Genomic DNA, 15029 nt, shown 5'->3' with positions numbered 1-15029 from the left:
GCCTGCCCATAGACTGCGGCCCGCCCCGACCGCGTCCACCAGGAGAGGCCTTGGCCACCGAGACGTCCGTCCCCCCGAAGCTGTCCGTAGCGGCGGTCACCGTCGCAGCGCTCACCGCGGTCGCGTTCTGGTCCCTCAAACCCGTCTTCATCTCGATCATCGGGGATCGCGGGGACTACGCCGAGGTCTACGTCGTGGCCGGCACCATCTCGGTGCTGACGAGCCTGGTGGGCGCTCTCGTGCTGCGTCGGCGGACCGCGGCCGTCCTGCGGGGCGGGCGCGACAGCCTCTCCGGCGTCGGCTCGGCGGCCGTCTCGGGCCTCTTTCTCGCCCTCTGGTACTACGGCTTCTACCGCGCTCTCTACGGCGCGCCGAAGGTGGACGCGACGATCATCGCCTTCACCTGGCCCCTGATCGCCGTGGTCGCCATGCGCGTCTTCTCGCCGGCGACGGCGGCCCGGCTCCGGTGGAACGAGTGGCTGATGGTGCTGGCCTCGTTCGTGGGTGCGGCCGCGATCGGGGTGTCGAACGTCGGGGCGGCGCAGGCCGGCAGCGGCGACAGCGGCGAGATCGTCTGGGCGTTCGTCGCGGCGGTCGGCAGCGGGCTCTACCTGCCCTTCGCGATCAACTCGACCCGCTCGTTCGACCGGGTGGTCGGCAGCCGCCCCATCGCCACCTTCTACGCGATCTCGGTGGCGAACGCCACGGCCCTCGCCGCCGTGCTGGTGGCGCTGTGGGTCAGCGGGCACACCCTGCGCTTCCACGCCTTCGACGCCCAGGTGCTGCTGGTCTGCGGCCTCATCGGCGTCGGCACCTACCTGGTCGCCGAGATCACCTGGACCTGGGCGTTCCAGGAGTACAAGTCGCTCACGCTGTCCTCGCTGCCGTACTTCTCGCCCGCCGTCTCGGTGGTGCTCCTGTACCTGCTCTTCGACGAGCCGGTCCGGCCGATCGCCATCGTGGGCCTGGTCCTGATCCTGTTCTCCAACCTGACCCTGCACGCGCGGCACCGGTCCATGAACGCGCTGTCCCTGTCGCTCGTCGCCACCGTGTACGTGGCGCTCGCCGCGCAGGTGCTGCCGCGCGACGTGCTGAGCTCGGTGCCGGAGATGGCCGCGGCGATCACCGGGCTGTTCGCGATCCTCGCCGGTTTCACGCTCGCCCAGGTCGCCGGCCGCCGCACGCAGGAGCTCGACGCGCGGGCCACCGTCGTCCGCCGGCTGATCGCCACCGACGACGCGCCGGGCAAGGACGCGGCGGACGAGCTGCTCCAGGACCTCATCGAGCTGGAGTACGACACCACCGCCGAGGGCAAGGAGAGCCGGGCCCTGCGGATCAAGCGCGCCCTGTCCGGCGAGGCCGGGACACGCACCCCGGCGCAGGAGAGCGCCCTGGACGCCTTCAACGGCTGGCTCTCCATCCACCTGGACCGGCTGTCGCTCGGCGAGCGGGCGGCCCTGTGGCTCACCGGCCTCGGCTCCATCGTCTTCGTGCTGCTCCTGCGCGGCGACTCCCCGCTGGGCAACGCCGGCGCGATCGTCTTCGCGGGCGGCGCGTTCCTGGCGATGTTCGCGATCCGTGACTACGACCGCAACAACATCCACGGCTTCAGCAGCCAGATCTGGCGGCTGGAGCAGGGCTTTCGCGAGATCGGCAAGAAGTACTACCTCCCCTCGGAGATCCTCGACTCCGGCGAGTTCACGGCCGCGCAGGTACGGGACGGGATCCGGACGCGGGACGGTGACGGACCGATCCGGGTGGTCGAGTCCCTCCCGGCCGGCCGCGGCTTCAACGCCTTCTACCTGGGCACGGCGGCCCTGGTCATCCTCGCCGTCGTGCTCATGCCCACCGCGTTCAACGGTGAGATCGGTACGTCGGTCGCCGCTTCCGCCCCACGCCCGGGTGAGGTGCAGGCGGCGCCCGAGACCGAGGACGCCACCGTCACCGTCGCCGACCCGGGCTGGCCGGGCGCGAGCGTCACGGCCGAGGTCCTCAAGGGCGCGCTCGCGGCGGCGGACGTGACGGTCGAGGTCGAGGAGATGGACCACGTCGACGCCGTCGCCGGGATGGGCGCCGAGAACCCGGCCGTCCAGGTCCACCCAGACCTGTGGCTCCAGAACCAGGGGGTGGCCGTGCGCGAGTGGGTCGCCGCCGGGACCATCCAGCTCAGCGAGCACTCCTACACCGGCACCCAGGGCGTCTACGTCCTCGACGCGGCCGGCTCCGAGCAGGTGCTGACCGAGGCCGAGGACCTGTTCGCCCCAGAGGTCTCGGCGCTCTTCGACAGCGACGGCGACGGGCGGGGCGAGATGTGGATCGGGCCGCGCGGCTGGGCCTCGACCGAGAACCTCGCGGCGTGGCTGGAGCGGAGCGGGCACGAGTCGATCGAGGGGGAGTCGTACTCCGCGACCATCTTCAAGGCGCGGCTCGAGCAGGAGGCCGCCTCCGGCCGGCCCCTCCTCTTCTACGGGTATGAGCCGGACGGCATCCACGAGCAGTTCTCGCTCCGCCGTCTCGCGTCGATCCCCTGGGCGGCGGACCAGGGCGACGAGAGCGTCGACGTGCACGTCGCCTGGGCGTCCGCGCTGGCCGAGACGTCGCCTGCGGCGGTCCGGATCCTGCGGGACGTCGACCTCACGGACGAGGACCTCAGCGGCTTCATCGCGGCCGTGGACCACGACGGGCGGGAGCCGGAGGAGGTCGCCGAGCGGTGGCTGGCCGAGAACCGCGAGCGGGTGGCAGGCTGGGGACGGGCCGACGGATGATGCCGGATGCTTGGTGAGGGCTCGACGCGGGCTCGGCCCGGGCTCGATGCGTGCGCCGGCGTGGGCAAGGCCACGTCGCCGCCGGTTTGAACCCGCTGAGGGCATCGCGTAACCTTGTGCTTCGGTGTGCTGTCTGCGCACCCGTCCTGCGTGCCCATGGCGCATCGCACTCGACCGCCGCGGCGGAGCGAGTCACAGCAAAGCCGATGATCTCCGTCGTGCGCGCACGCCAAGACTAGAGAGATGAGTTGAACGTGGTTTACGCGATCGTCAAGGCCGGTGGCCGCCAGGAGAAGGTGTCCGTCGGGACCATCGTCGTCATGGACCGTGTCCAGGCGAGCGCCGGTGAGACCGTCGAGCTCCCGGCCCTCCTGCTCGTGGACGGGGAGAAGGTGACCACCGACGCGAAGAAGCTGGCGAAGGTCAAGGTCACCGCTGAGGTCGTGCGGGACGAGAAGGGTCCCAAGATCACGATCCTCAAGTACAAGAACAAGACCGGTTACCGGAAGCGCCAGGGCCACCGCCAGTCGCTGACCCGCCTCAAGGTCACCGGCATCAAGTGACTTCCGCTGCGGGCCGGCTCTGACGAGCGAGCCCGCGCGAGCTAGATACTTCTTCTTCTCCTTCGTCCCGAAAGACAGGTCAGCCAGATGGCACACAAGAAGGGCGCGAGCTCCTCGCGCAACGGTCGTGACTCCAACGCCCAGCGCCTCGGCGTGAAGCGCTTCGGTGGCCAGGTCGTCAAGGCCGGCGAGATCATCGTCCGCCAGCGCGGCACCCACTTCCACCCCGGCGTGAACGTCGGCCGCGGCAAGGACGACACCCTGTTCGCCCTCGACGCCGGCGCCGTGCAGTTCGGCACCCGTCGTGGCCGCAAGGTCATCGACATCGTCGCCGCCGAGGCCTGAGCAGTCAGACCCAGGCTCCGGCGCCGTGAGCGCCGAGCCTCGGCTTCCGCGTGAGGGGGCGCACCGGTGACGGTGCGCCCCCTCACGTCTTTTCATGAGCGGCCCTGGGCCGCTCGCCCTGAGCAGTACCTGAGAGGATCGAGACATGGCCAGCTTCGTGGACCGGGTGGTTCTGCATGCCGCCGGCGGTAACGGCGGGAACGGCTGCGCCTCGATCCGCCGGGAGAAGTTCAAGCCCCTGGCAGGGCCCGACGGCGGCAACGGTGGTGACGGCGGCACGGTGAAGCTCGTCGTCGACCCGAACACCACCACCCTCCTGGAGTACCACCACTCGCCGCACCGGCGGGCGACGTCGGGCACCCAGGGGATGGGCGACGACCGGGACGGCGCCAACGGCGGCGACCTCGTCCTGACCGTGCCGGACGGCACCGTCGTCAAGGACCTCGACGGCAACGTCCTGGCCGACCTCGTGGGCGCGGGCGCCGAGTACGTCGTCGCCGCCGGCGGCAAGGGCGGGCTGGGCAACCGCGCGCTCTCGTCGCCGCGGCGCAAGGCCCCGGGCTTCGCGCTGCTCGGTGAGGAGGGCGAGACCGCGGAGGTCGAGCTCGAGGTCAAGACCATCGCCGACGTCGCGCTGGTGGGCTTCCCGAGCGCGGGCAAGTCGTCGCTGATCGCCGCGATCTCCGCCGCGCGCCCCAAGATCGCCGACTACCCGTTCACCACGCTGGTGCCGAACCTCGGCGTGGTGCAGGCGGACCAGTCGCGGTTCACCGTCGCCGACGTGCCGGGCCTGATCCCGGGCGCGAGCGAGGGCAAGGGCCTCGGCCTGGAGTTCCTGCGGCACATCGAGCGCACGGCGATGATCGTGCACGTGCTCGACTGCGCCACGCTGGAGCCGGGCCGCGACCCGATCAGCGACCTCGACGTGATCGAGGCCGAGCTCGCTGCCTACTCGGGCGACATCGGCATCGCGGGCGGCCGCGTGCCGCTCGCCGAGCGCCCGCGCCTCGTCGTGCTCAACAAGATCGACGTGCCCGAGGCGCGCGAGCTCGCAGACTTCGTCAAGGCGGACCTCGAGGCGCGCGGGCTGCGCGTCTTCGAGATCTCGACCGCGTCCCACGAGGGCCTGCGCGAGCTCAAGTTCGCCCTGGCCGAGGTCGTGGAGAAGGCTCGTGCGGACGCCCCCGCGCCGGAGCCCGCGCCGATCGTGCTGCGTCCGCGCGCCGTGAACGAGTCGAAGTTCACCGTGCGCCGGCTGGGCGGCGAGACCGCCTACTGGTTCGAGGTGCGCGGCACCCGGCCGGAGCGCTGGGTGAAGCAGACCGACTTCAACAACGACGAGGCGGTCGGCTTCCTCGCGGACCGGCTCGCGAAGCTCGGCGTCGAGGACGGTCTGTTCAAGGCGGGCGCCGTCGCGGGCGACGAGGTGCGCATCGGCGACCCGGACAACGCCGTCGTCTTTGACTGGGAGCCCACGCTGCAGACCGGTGCGGAGCTGCTGGGCGGACGCGGGACGGACCTGCGGCTCGACCAGAACGAGCGGCCCACGCGCGGCGACAAGCGGCGCGAGTTCACCGAGCGCATGGACGCCAAGGCCGAGGCCCGGCGCGAGCTGTGGACCGAGCGCGAGGCGGGCCACTGGACCGACCCGGACGCCGACTAGGACCTGCCAGACCACGCCGCACGTGTCAGACGTAGAGGTCACCGGAGTGATCCGTACGTCTGACACGTGCGGTTCCGTCTGACACGGGCGTGACCGGCCCGTGGAATGAGCGAGCGTCGCGGCGGGTGCTCCGGAGAGGATGAGGTGTGAACTCCCTCGATCCCTCCGCCAGCCACCAGGACGCCCCAGATCTCCAGGGCGTCCCGGGTCCGCGGGCCGCCATCGCCGCCGCCCGGCGCGTGGTGGTCAAGATCGGCTCGTCGTCGCTCACCGGCCCGGACGGGCACCTCGACGTCGGTGCGCTGCGCGGGGTGGTCGAGGTGCTCGCCGCCCGGCAGGCCGCGGGGGCCCAGGTCGTGCTGGTCACGTCGGGCGCGGTCTCGGCGGGTATCGGGCCGCTGGGTCTGGGGAGCCGGCCGCGCGACCTCGCCACGATGCAGGCCGCGGCCTCCGTGGGCCAGGGCCAGCTCGCGGGCCGGTACCAGGAGGAGTTCGCGGCGTTCGGCATCCAGATCGGGCAGATCCTGCTCACGGCCGAGGACACGGTCCGCCGCCACCGCTACCGCAACGCCCAGCGCGCGCTGGAGCGCCTGCTCGCGCTCGGGGTCGTGCCGGTCATCAACGAGAACGACGCCGTCACCACCGACGAGCTGAAGTTCGGCGACAACGACCGCCTCGCCGCGCTCGTGTCGCACCTGGTGCGGGCGGACGCCCTGGTGCTCCTGACCGACGTCGACGGCCTGCACGACGCCCCGCCGTCGCGTCCCGGCGCCCGTCGTATCCCGCTGGTCGACGACCTCGCGGAGATCGCGGCCGTCGAGGTGACTGCGCGCGGCAGCTCCGTCGGCACGGGCGGCATGGTCACCAAGCTGGAGTCGGTGCGCATCGCGACCGGCGCCGGTGTGCCCGCCGTCCTCACGCTCACCGCCAACGCGGCCGCCGCGCTGGCGGGGGAGGACGTCGGCACCTTCTTCGCCGCCACCGGCCGCCGCACCTCGGCGCGCCGGCTCTGGATCGCGCACGCCGCCCGCACGCAGGGCCGCCTCCACCTGGACGACGGCGCCGCGCGCGCCGTGCTCGGCGGCCGGGCGTCGCTGCTGCCCGCCGGGATCACCCGGGCCGAGGGCCAGTTCGACGCGGGCGACCCGGTCGAGCTCGTCGCGCCGGACGGCGCCGTCGTCGCCCGGGGGCTCGTCGCCTTCGACGCGAGCGACCTGCCCGCGCTGCTGGGCCGCTCCACCTACGCGCTGCGGGAGGAGCTGGGGGAGGGGTACGACCGCGTGGTCGTGCACCGGGACGACCTGGTCCTGGAGACGGCCCGGTGACCTGACAACGGGCACGCACCCGGTTCCCCGCAGGGACGAGCCTCGACTCCGGTCAGGTGCACCGTGCGCCGCCCCCACGTCCGCACCACGGAATCGTCCTCGGCATTCGCCCCCACCCGACGTACTCTCGACGCATGACGATCGTGAGCCAGTACGAGGCGACACCTGCCGGGGGCGATTCCGCGGGGGCCGGCACCCCGCCGCCGTCGGGCACCACGGAGGTCGCGGGCACGGACGTCACCGCCGCCGTGCACGACGTCGCCCGGCGCGCCAAGGTCGCCTCCCGCACCCTGGCCACGGCGAACCGCATGACCAAGGACGCCGCGCTCGGCGCGGTCGCGGACGCCCTGGTGGCCGCCGCCGACGAGATCGTGGCCGCCAACGCCGAGGACCTGGAGCGCGGTCGCGCGAACGGGATGTCGGACGGCCTGCTGGACCGGCTCGCCCTCACCCCCGACCGGATCGGCCAGATCGCGGCCGCGCTGCGCGACGTCGCCGGCCTGCCCGACCCGGTCGGCGAGGTGGTCCGCGGGCAGACCCTGCCGAACGGCCTGCGCCTGCGCCAGGTCCGGGTCCCGATGGGCGTGGTCGGCATGATCTACGAGGCTCGCCCCAACGTGACCGTGGACGCCGCAGGCCTGGCCCTGAAGTCCGGCAACGCGGTGATCCTGCGCGGTGGCAGCGCGGCGGCGTCGTCCAACGCCGTGATCGTCGCCGTCATGCAGGACGCCCTGGCGGCGCGGGGCCTGCCCGCCGACCTGGTCCAGTCGATCGACGCGTACGGCCGCGCCGGCGGCGTGGCGCTCATGCGCGCCCGCGGCCTGGTGGACGTGCTCATCCCGCGCGGCGGCGCCGACCTCATCCAGACCGTCGTGCGCGAGTCCCTGGTGCCCGTCATCGAGACGGGCGTGGGCAACGTGCACGTCTACGTGGACGCCACGGCCGACGTCGACATGGCCGTCGCGATCGTGATGAACGCCAAGACCCAGCGCGTCGGCGTGTGCAACGCAGCCGAGACGCTGCTCGTGCACGAGGACGCCGCCCCGGCCTTCCTCCCGGCAGCGCTCGCCGCGCTGGCCGGCTCCGGCGTGGTGCTGCACGGCGACCCGGCAGCCCTGTCCTTTGCCCCCGAGGGAGCCACCGTGCTTCCCGCCACGGACGAGGACTGGGCAACGGAGTACCTCGCGCTGGAGCTCGGCGTGCGGGTGGTCCCGTCGCTGGACGAGGCGATCGAGCACATCCGCACCTGGTCCTCCGGGCACACCGAGGCCATCGTCACGCGCGACATCGCGGCGGCCGACCGGTTCGTCGCGGAGGTGGACTCCGCCGCGGTGATGGTGAACGCGTCGACCCGGTTCACCGACGGCGGCGAGCTCGGCCTGGGTGCCGAGATCGGCATCTCCACGCAAAAGCTGCATGCGCGCGGCCCCATGGGACTGACCGAGCTGACCACCACCAAGTGGGTGGTCACGGGCGACGGCCACGTCAAGCCGTGAGGGCTCGTTGGCGTCCCGGAGACCTCCGCAGGATCTCCTTGCGACCCAGTGCCGCGGTGCGCCCGCCGCAATTCGTCCGTGAGAGACTAAAGCCCACCTGAGCTTGTTCGACTAGGAGGAACACCCGTGCTGCACACCGCCGTCCTGGCTGCCGAGGCCGCCTCGGAGCACGCCAACGAGCCGATCGCCCCGATCGCGCTCGGCCTGATCGCCTTCGGCGCGCTCGTGGCCGCGCTGGTCGTCACGTACGCGTTCCGCAACGTCGGCAACCGGCACTGATCCATCTAGACGGGAGCCTGACGACCAGATGAGCGCACGCACCGCATGAGTGCCCCCACTGGGACCAGGCCGCGCATCGGGGTGATGGGCGGCACGTTCGATCCCATCCACCACGGTCACCTCGTGGCCGCGAGCGAGGCGGTCGCGCAGCTGGAGCTGGACGAGGTCGTCTTCGTTCCCACCGGCCGTCCGGGCTTCAAGCAGAAGCAGCGGGTCACCCCGGCGGAGCACCGCTATCTCATGACGGTGATCGCCACCGCGTCGAACCCGCGGTTCACGGTGAGCCGCGTCGACATCGACCGGGCGGGCCTCACCTACACGGTGGACACGCTCCGGGACCTGCGTACGCAGCGCCCGGACGCGGACCTCTACTTCATCTCGGGAGCGGACGCCATCCAGCAGATTCTCTCGTGGAAGGATGCCGAGAAGCTCTGGGACATGGCACACTTCGTCGCTGTCACACGGCCAGGGCACATGCTCACCGTGGACGGGCTTCCTCGGGACGGCGTGACGACACTCGAGGTTCCTGCACTAGCTATCTCCTCGACCGACTGTCGTCGTCGGGCCGAGGAGGGTTTGCCGGTCTGGTATCTGGTGCCTGACGGCGTGGTCCAGTACATCGCCAAGCACGGACTGTATCGAGGTCTTCACGATGAGTGACAACAAGGGTCGTCCCATGACGCGCCGCGAGATCCGCGAGCGTGAGGCTGCCGCCGCGGCTGCCGCTGCCGGTGGTGGTGCCGGTGGTGGTGGCTACCCGCCGCAGGGCGGGCAGCAGCCTCCGCACCGTGGCGCGCCCGCACCCGCCCCTGCTCCCGAGGGCGGCTGGTCGCCGAACCCGGGCAACCCGCCGGTCGCCCGGCCCCCGCAGGCGACGGGCGGCTCGCGCGGTGTGGACGCGACGGGCCGGCTCACGCCGGTGCAGCAGCCCGGCGGCAGCCCGTCGCCCTTCGGCCCCGGTGGGGGCCAGAGCCGTCCGGGTGCTCCGGCGGGTCCGGGCGGCCAGGGTGCCCCCGGCGGGCCCGGCCAGCAGAGCGCCCCGCCGAGCCCGTTCGGCTCGCGTCCGGCGAGCGCACCCGTGCCGCCCGCGCCGCAGCAGGGCCGCTCCGCGCGGTTCGCCCCGCCGCAGGCGCCCGGCGCGTCCGCGGGACCGGCCGACGTCGGCCAGACGACGCAGTGGGGACCGCCCGCACCCGCCCCGGCCGCGCAGCAGCCGCCGTCGCCGTTCGGCGCCCGTCCTGGTGCGCCGACCGCGCCCGGGGCGCCCGGCGGCCTCGGCCAGCAGCGCCCGGGTGCCCCGGGCCGCCCGGCCGGTGCGCCGCCCAGCGGTGCCGTCTCGGCCGGCGCGCCCGCGCTGCCGTGGGAGGCCGGTGGCCCGGCGGCTCCGCCGTCCGCGCCCCCGGGTGGTGCGCCCGCGGCCCCTGGTTCGCCGTTCCCCGGACGCCGGGGTGGCCCGGGCGGTCAGCCCGTCCCCGGCGCCCCTGGTGGTCCCGGCTCCGGTCAGATCGGCGGCCCGGGCCAGATGGGCGGCCCCGGTCAGCAGCACCCCGGCGCTCCCGGCCAGTTCGGTGCCGGCCCCATCGCCCCGTCCCGCGCCTCCCGCCGTGAGGTGGAGGAGGAATGGGAAGAGGAGGACGAGGGCCCGCAGTACACCTGGCTGCACTACATCATCCTGGTGGTCGTGGCGTTCGTGCTCGGCCTCCTGATCTGGAAGCTCGTGCTCGAGGGGGACACCCCCGGGAACCCGGCGGACCAAGCGGCAGCCCTGCTGGGCACCCTGCCGGGCGGGCTGCCCGGCTTCATGGGAGGTAATGCGGTATGACGGCCACCGAGCGGGCCACGGAGCTCGCGATCATCGCGGCGCGGGCGGCGAGCGACATCAAGGCGCAGGAGATCATCGCGCTCGACGTCAGCGAGCAGCTCGTGCTGACCGACGTGTTCCTCATCGCCTCGGGCGCCAGCGAGCGTCAGGTCTCCGCCATCGTCGACGCCGTCGAGGAGGCGCTCTTCAAGGAGGGCGTCAAGCCGATCCGGCGCGAGGGCAAGTCCGAGGCGCGGTGGGTGCTCATCGACTTCGGCGACGTCGTGGTGCACGTGCAGCACGCCGAGGACCGGACCTACTACGCGCTCGAGCGCCTGTGGAAGGACTGCCCGGCCATCCCGCTGCCCGAGGACGCCCAGGGCGGCGGTGACGCGGCGGAGTTCCGCGACCCCGACGACGGTGCGATCCACCTGGCCGGGGACTCCCGCCTGTGACCGCAGGAACGATCGTGCTGCTGCGCCACGCGCGCACGGCGTACAACGCGGGCCTGCGCCTGCAGGGCCAGATCGACATCCCGCTCGACGAGGTGGGCCGCTGGCAGGCGGAGCAGGGCGCCACGGCGCTGGCGGCGTCGCACAAGGGGTCTCTCGTGGTCTCCAGCGACCTGCAGCGGGCCCGGGACACGGCTGTCGCGTACGCGCGGCACCTCGACCTGGAGGTCGTGACGGACGCCGGGCTGCGCGAGCGGTCGTTCGGCGAGTGGGAGGGGATGACCGACGCCGAGATCGCCGAGCGGTGGCCGCAGGAGCACGCCGTCTGGCGCGGCGGCGGCGAGCCCGAGGCGAACGGCGTGGAGTCCAAGGCGGTCACCGCCCGGCGCATGGAGGAGGCGGTGCTGCGGCACGCCGAGTCCCTGGGCCCGGGGGAGACGCTCGTGGTGGTCTCGCACGGCTCTGCCATCACGCAGGCGATCACCCGCCTGCTCGGTCTCGACCCCGCGACGTGGCGCGGCCTGCACGGTCTGCACAACGTCCACTGGTCGCACCTGCGCGCCTCCGGGCCGGGCGCGACCCCGGCGTGGCGCCTCGTCGCGCACAACGTGGGCGCCGGGTACCCGCTCGACACGTGGCAGTCCGGGCCCGAGGCCCGGCAGTGACCGAGCGCACGCCGGTTTGAATTTGGTCCCTGGCGTCGCTCTGCATAGACTAACGACGCTCGCCCGGCCCAACGGCTGGGAGAGACCAATCTGGGGCTGTGGCGCAGCTGGTAGCGCACCTGCATGGCATGCAGGGGGTCGGGGGTTCGAGTCCCCCCAGCTCCACCGGATGTAGGCCGCTGACCCGCACGAGAGTGCGGGTCAGCGGCCTTTCTCGTGCTACCTGTGCTCGCTTCACCCGCGTGCTCACTCGGCCTTTGCGGCCTCCGCGAACCGCTGCGTGCCGAGGACCCGGAGCAGGTCGAGCTTGTCGGCGGCGTCCGTACCCTCCAGCGGCAGGAGGACCCGCACGCGGACGCCGCTCCCGGGCGTCACGAGCACCTCGCACCGCAGCCGGACCAGCCCGACCGTAGGGTGCTGGACGTCCTTCAGGTCGGAGCGACGGACCGCCACGTCGTGCTGGTCCCACAGCGCCCGGAACTCCGCGCTCTGCGCGGCGAGGCCGGTCACGAGCCCGGTGATCCCGTCGTCCTCCCCGCGCCGGGAGAAGGTGGCGCGAAGGTCGCTGACATGTGCCCGCGACAGGCGGTCATGATCCGTCTCCGGGACGAGATCACGGGACTCCGGCCGGGTGAACCACCGCCAGTAGACGTTGCTGTCCCGGCCGGGGCGCAGCTCGCCCCGGCAGTGCAGGGCGTCGTCGAGCGCGTTGGTGTGGAGCACGTCGCCGAGCTCGTTGTAGACGCACACCGGCAAGCCGTCGAGGTGCCCGGCGAGCTGTTGCAGCCCGGGGCCGAGATGGCGGCCGACCTGCCGGGACGGGACCGGCACGCCGGCGAGGCGGAAGAGATGGTCCCGCTCGTCCGGGGCGCACCGCAACGCCCGCGCGAGCGCGGCGACGACCGACCCCGACGGGTCGGAGCCGCGCGCCTGCTCCAGTCGCGCGTAGAAGTCGCTGGACACGCCGGCCAGCACGGCGACCTCCTCGCGGCGCAGGCCGGGCGTCCGGCGGCGCGACGTCTCCGGAAGGCCGACGTCCGACGGCGCGAGAGCCGTACGCCGTCGGCGCAGGAACTCGGCGAGTCCGGGCCGGTCGATCACCTGCTCAGTATGTCCCCGCGGCCGCAGCCACATCCAGGACCGAACCGGTCCTGGATGAACCACGGCGACCGGCCGCATGTTAGGGACATGACCAACCACCACGTCGGGCTCGCCCGACACATCCCCGTCCCGCCCGCGGTGCCGACCGTCGCGGTCAACCCGGTCACCCTCCCGGCGCCGGACCGTGCACTCCCGCTGGCGCTGCGGGTCACGGCGCCCTTGCACGGTGACGCGCTGCCGATCGTGCTCCTGTCCCACGGCGGCGGCAGCTCGTACCACCTGCGGTCCAAGGACGGCTACGCGCCCCTGGTCGACTTCTGGGCGAGCCACGGCTTCGCCGTCCTCCAGCCGACCCATCTGAGCGCCCCAGACGGCGGGCTCGGCCTGGACCAGGACGCCCCCGGCCATCCGCTGTTCTGGCGCTCGCGGGTCGACGACTTCACGCTGATCCTCGATGGTCTCGACGCGATCGAGGCCCAGGCACCGGTCGTCGCCGGGCGGCTCGACCCTGCCCGTGTTGCCGCCGTCGGCCACTCCGCGGGCGGCAACACTGTCAGCGTGCTGCTCGGCGCGCGCGCGACCGATCCGGCCGACGGCATCCTCGACCTGCGGGAGCCCCGCATCGGCGCGGGTGTGCTGCTCGCCTCGACCGGCAGCGCCGAGGGCATGACCGAAGCCATGCGCGAGCGGTATCCGGAGCTGCAAACCGACTTCTCGCACCTGACCACACGGACGCTGGTGGTCCACGGCGACCAGGACGACAACCCGGCCGCCACCACCCGCGGCGCCGACTGGTCCGCCGAGGCCTACCACCTCAGCCCGGGCGCCGACGCCCTGTTGACCCTGCCGGGGGCGAGACACTACCTCGGCGGCATCATGGGCTACGACCTCGCCGAGACCGACGACGAGGACCCGGAACGGCTCGCCGTCACCCAGCGGATGACCTGGGCCTACCTGCGGTCGGCTCTGGGCGCCGGCGACCCCGCGTGGCAGCGGGCCCTCGACGCCGTCAACGACCGCCCGTCGCTGGCTCGCGTGCAGACCAGGTAGCCGACGCCGTCCGGGCGTGTGCCGGTCGGGCGACGCTCGATCCGGCGGCAAGGCATGCCAGCGTGTGAGCCGGCTGTGGGTCGCTCGCCGTGGATAGGCTGCCGGCACATGACCGAGCGACCTCGAGCAGATCAGCCGCACTGGCGCGTGTACCCGGTGGGTGCCGCGGGAAACCTGGTGAACGCGGCGATCAATGCCCTCGCCCCGTTCCTCGTCGGCGTCGGCGCCGCCTTCCTGCTCCTCCTGGCCGTCGCCATGGTGGGTGAGGAGGCCCTGTTCGACGAGCCCGCCGTGAGCGGCGCGCTCGACCAGCTCGCCCGGGCCGGCATGATGCCGGTGCTCGTGCTGGCCGTGGGCGCCGGGATCGTGACCACCATCCTGGTCGCGCTGCGGGAGATGATCACCTCGCGTGCCCTCGCCCGGGCGGCCCGTGCGGGAGCACCCAGGGCGGCCGTCCCGCACCCGAGCCAGGTCGACCTGGTGACGGCCCAGCCGCCGTTCCTCGCGTTCCTCGTCATGTCCACCCTGCTCGGCGGGATCGGCCTGCTGTTCACCGTGGTGGCGGCCTTCACCGTCAACGACAGCGAGATGTACATCCTGTGGGGCTCGCTCGCGGGCACGGGGGTCGCCGGGGCCCTCGTGCTCGTCGCGCTGGCGGGCCGTCCCGCGCACCACCGCCGTCGGCTGGCGATCGCGGCGCACTGGACCACGGCCGACGAGCACGCGGCCTGGCGACGAGCCGCCCCTGCGAGGTCCCAGGACGACGACGAGGCGGCGCTTCCACCCGACCTCCGGCGCAAGCAGCGCACGGCCACCTGGTACGAGTACGTGGGCATCGTGTGCCTCGCGCTCGGGTTCAGCCTGCTGCAGGTCTGGCTGTTCGTCACCCACCCGTTCCGGTCCACGACCAACGCCGGACCTCGGGTCGAGTACGGGCACGGCGTCGAGGTGGTGCTCGTCGTCGGCGTCTGGGTCTTTGCGGCACTCGTCGTGGTGGCCGTCGGGCTCCTGGTGGTGGGGTTCCTCGCCGACTCGGCCGTCCAGCGGCGTGAGCAGGAGATCCTGCGCCAGGCGCTGGAGGACCGGGCGGCCCCACGCCCGCCGAGGGGACTGCTGCGCAAGTACGCCAACCACCAGCCCGTCATCTTCGTGCAGGCCCTGGCCCTCCTCGCCGCGGTCGGGACCACGCTCGGCTGGGGCGTGTACAGCCTCGGCACGGGCGGGATGGAGGACGTCGCGACGCTGTACGGCGACGCCGACGAGACGTTCGGCGGCTTCGTGCCCCAGGCCCTGGTGACGCTCGCGGTATCGGTCGCCCTCGTCATCGGCGCGATCGTGTGGGACGTCGTCGCCGCTGCTCGGGGCCACGAGCTGCAGAGCGAGGTCGTGGAGCGCTGGCCGATCAAGCCCTCGCCGCGGATGATCGGTGAGGACGGCAAGAAGCGGCCCGACCCGGCGTCGACCGGCCCCTCGCTGACGCCGAAGCCCACGCCCCGGACCGCACGGCGCTGACGAACGAGGGCC

14 protein-coding genes and 1 tRNA gene are annotated in these 15029 nt (G+C 72.9%); 14 read left to right on the top strand and 1 reads right to left on the bottom strand.

Going from position 1 to position 15029, the window contains the following annotated elements; genetic code table 11:
• Nucleotides 1–50 precede the first annotated feature (50 nt).
• From ACZ7LE_RS16855 to ACZ7LE_RS16800, 12 genes are all read left to right on the top strand, one after another.
• A complete protein-coding gene (locus ACZ7LE_RS16855; protein ID WP_470404388.1) occupies nt 51–2765 on the top strand; it encodes a glycine betaine ABC transporter substrate-binding protein in 2715 nt (904 codons plus the stop codon).
• 254 nt (nt 2766–3019) lie between these two features.
• Nucleotides 3020–3328 (top strand): 50S ribosomal protein L21, encoded by a 309-nt coding sequence (rplU, locus tag ACZ7LE_RS16850; protein ID WP_377228594.1) that lies wholly within the window; start codon nt 3020–3022, stop codon nt 3326–3328.
• An 87-nt stretch (nt 3329–3415) separates the two neighbouring features.
• Complete coding sequence (gene rpmA, locus ACZ7LE_RS16845; RefSeq protein WP_470404387.1) at nt 3416–3673, top strand: 50S ribosomal protein L27; 258 nt, start codon at nt 3416–3418, stop codon at nt 3671–3673.
• Nucleotides 3674–3818: 145 nt separating this feature from the next.
• On the top strand, nt 3819–5336 hold the full coding sequence (obgE, locus tag ACZ7LE_RS16840; RefSeq protein ID WP_470404386.1) for a GTPase ObgE: 1518 nt from the start codon (nt 3819–3821) through the stop codon (nt 5334–5336).
• Nucleotides 5337–5482: 146 nt separating this feature from the next.
• Nucleotides 5483–6661, top strand: coding sequence for a glutamate 5-kinase (gene proB, locus ACZ7LE_RS16835; protein WP_470404385.1), 1179 nt, complete (start codon nt 5483–5485; stop codon nt 6659–6661).
• 134 nt (nt 6662–6795) lie between these two features.
• Nucleotides 6796–8157 carry a glutamate-5-semialdehyde dehydrogenase gene (locus ACZ7LE_RS16830; RefSeq protein WP_470404384.1) on the top strand — a complete coding sequence of 454 codons (1362 nt, stop codon included), beginning with the start codon at nt 6796–6798 and terminating at the stop codon, nt 8155–8157.
• Between the two features lie 126 nt (nt 8158–8283).
• On the top strand, nt 8284–8436 hold the full coding sequence (locus ACZ7LE_RS16825) for a hypothetical protein (protein WP_285108609.1): 153 nt from the start codon (nt 8284–8286) through the stop codon (nt 8434–8436).
• Between the two features lie 45 nt (nt 8437–8481).
• Nucleotides 8482–9096, top strand: a complete 615-nt coding sequence (gene nadD, locus ACZ7LE_RS16820; RefSeq protein ID WP_285108607.1) for a nicotinate-nucleotide adenylyltransferase — start codon at nt 8482–8484, stop codon at nt 9094–9096.
• On the top strand, nt 9089–10258 hold the full coding sequence (locus ACZ7LE_RS16815; protein WP_470404383.1) for a hypothetical protein: 1170 nt from the start codon (nt 9089–9091) through the stop codon (nt 10256–10258). The genes nadD and ACZ7LE_RS16815 overlap by 8 nt, the downstream gene beginning before the upstream one ends.
• Complete coding sequence (gene rsfS / locus ACZ7LE_RS16810; protein ID WP_470404382.1) at nt 10255–10692, top strand: ribosome silencing factor; 438 nt, start codon at nt 10255–10257, stop codon at nt 10690–10692. Before ACZ7LE_RS16815 ends, rsfS begins: the two co-directional genes overlap by 4 nt.
• Nucleotides 10689–11354: a histidine phosphatase family protein gene (locus tag ACZ7LE_RS16805; RefSeq protein WP_470404381.1), complete on the top strand. Its 666-nt coding sequence runs from the start codon at nt 10689–10691 to the stop codon at nt 11352–11354. Before rsfS ends, ACZ7LE_RS16805 begins: the two co-directional genes overlap by 4 nt.
• 92 nt (nt 11355–11446) lie before the next feature.
• Nucleotides 11447–11519 (top strand) — tRNA-Ala (locus ACZ7LE_RS16800).
• Nucleotides 11520–11600: 81 nt separating this feature from the next.
• Here ACZ7LE_RS16800 and ACZ7LE_RS16795 read toward each other — a convergent pair.
• Nucleotides 11601–12455 carry a helix-turn-helix transcriptional regulator gene (locus ACZ7LE_RS16795; protein ID WP_470404380.1) on the bottom strand — a complete coding sequence of 285 codons (855 nt, stop codon included), beginning with the start codon at nt 12453–12455 and terminating at the stop codon, nt 11601–11603.
• An 87-nt stretch (nt 12456–12542) separates the two neighbouring features.
• Here ACZ7LE_RS16795 and ACZ7LE_RS16790 point away from each other — a divergent pair, with 87 nt between their 5' ends.
• Nucleotides 12543–13505 carry an alpha/beta hydrolase family protein gene (locus tag ACZ7LE_RS16790; protein WP_470404379.1) on the top strand — a complete coding sequence of 321 codons (963 nt, stop codon included), beginning with the start codon at nt 12543–12545 and terminating at the stop codon, nt 13503–13505.
• A 108-nt stretch (nt 13506–13613) separates the two neighbouring features.
• Nucleotides 13614–15017 carry a hypothetical protein gene (locus ACZ7LE_RS16785; protein ID WP_470404378.1) on the top strand — a complete coding sequence of 468 codons (1404 nt, stop codon included), beginning with the start codon at nt 13614–13616 and terminating at the stop codon, nt 15015–15017.
• Nucleotides 15018–15029: the final 12 nt, after the last annotated feature.

This window comes from Promicromonospora sp. NPDC110617 (assembly GCF_055598465.1).
Note: the sequence above shows the minus strand (reverse complement) of the source record. Positions and strands in the feature narration are given on the sequence as shown.

Coding starts and splice junctions, on each gene's coding strand:
- ACZ7LE_RS16815 (WP_470404383.1), top strand. CDS start 9,089: ATGAGTGACAACAAGGGTCGTCCCATGACGCGCCGCGAGATCCGCGAG.
- rsfS (WP_470404382.1), top strand. CDS start 10,255: ATGACGGCCACCGAGCGGGCCACGGAGCTCGCGATCATCGCGGCGCGG.
- ACZ7LE_RS16830 (WP_470404384.1), top strand. CDS start 6,796: ATGACGATCGTGAGCCAGTACGAGGCGACACCTGCCGGGGGCGATTCC.
- ACZ7LE_RS16790 (WP_470404379.1), top strand. CDS start 12,543: ATGACCAACCACCACGTCGGGCTCGCCCGACACATCCCCGTCCCGCCC.
- ACZ7LE_RS16785 (WP_470404378.1), top strand. CDS start 13,614: ATGACCGAGCGACCTCGAGCAGATCAGCCGCACTGGCGCGTGTACCCG.
- nadD (WP_285108607.1), top strand. CDS start 8,482: ATGAGTGCCCCCACTGGGACCAGGCCGCGCATCGGGGTGATGGGCGGC.
- rpmA (WP_470404387.1), top strand. CDS start 3,416: ATGGCACACAAGAAGGGCGCGAGCTCCTCGCGCAACGGTCGTGACTCC.
- obgE (WP_470404386.1), top strand. CDS start 3,819: ATGGCCAGCTTCGTGGACCGGGTGGTTCTGCATGCCGCCGGCGGTAAC.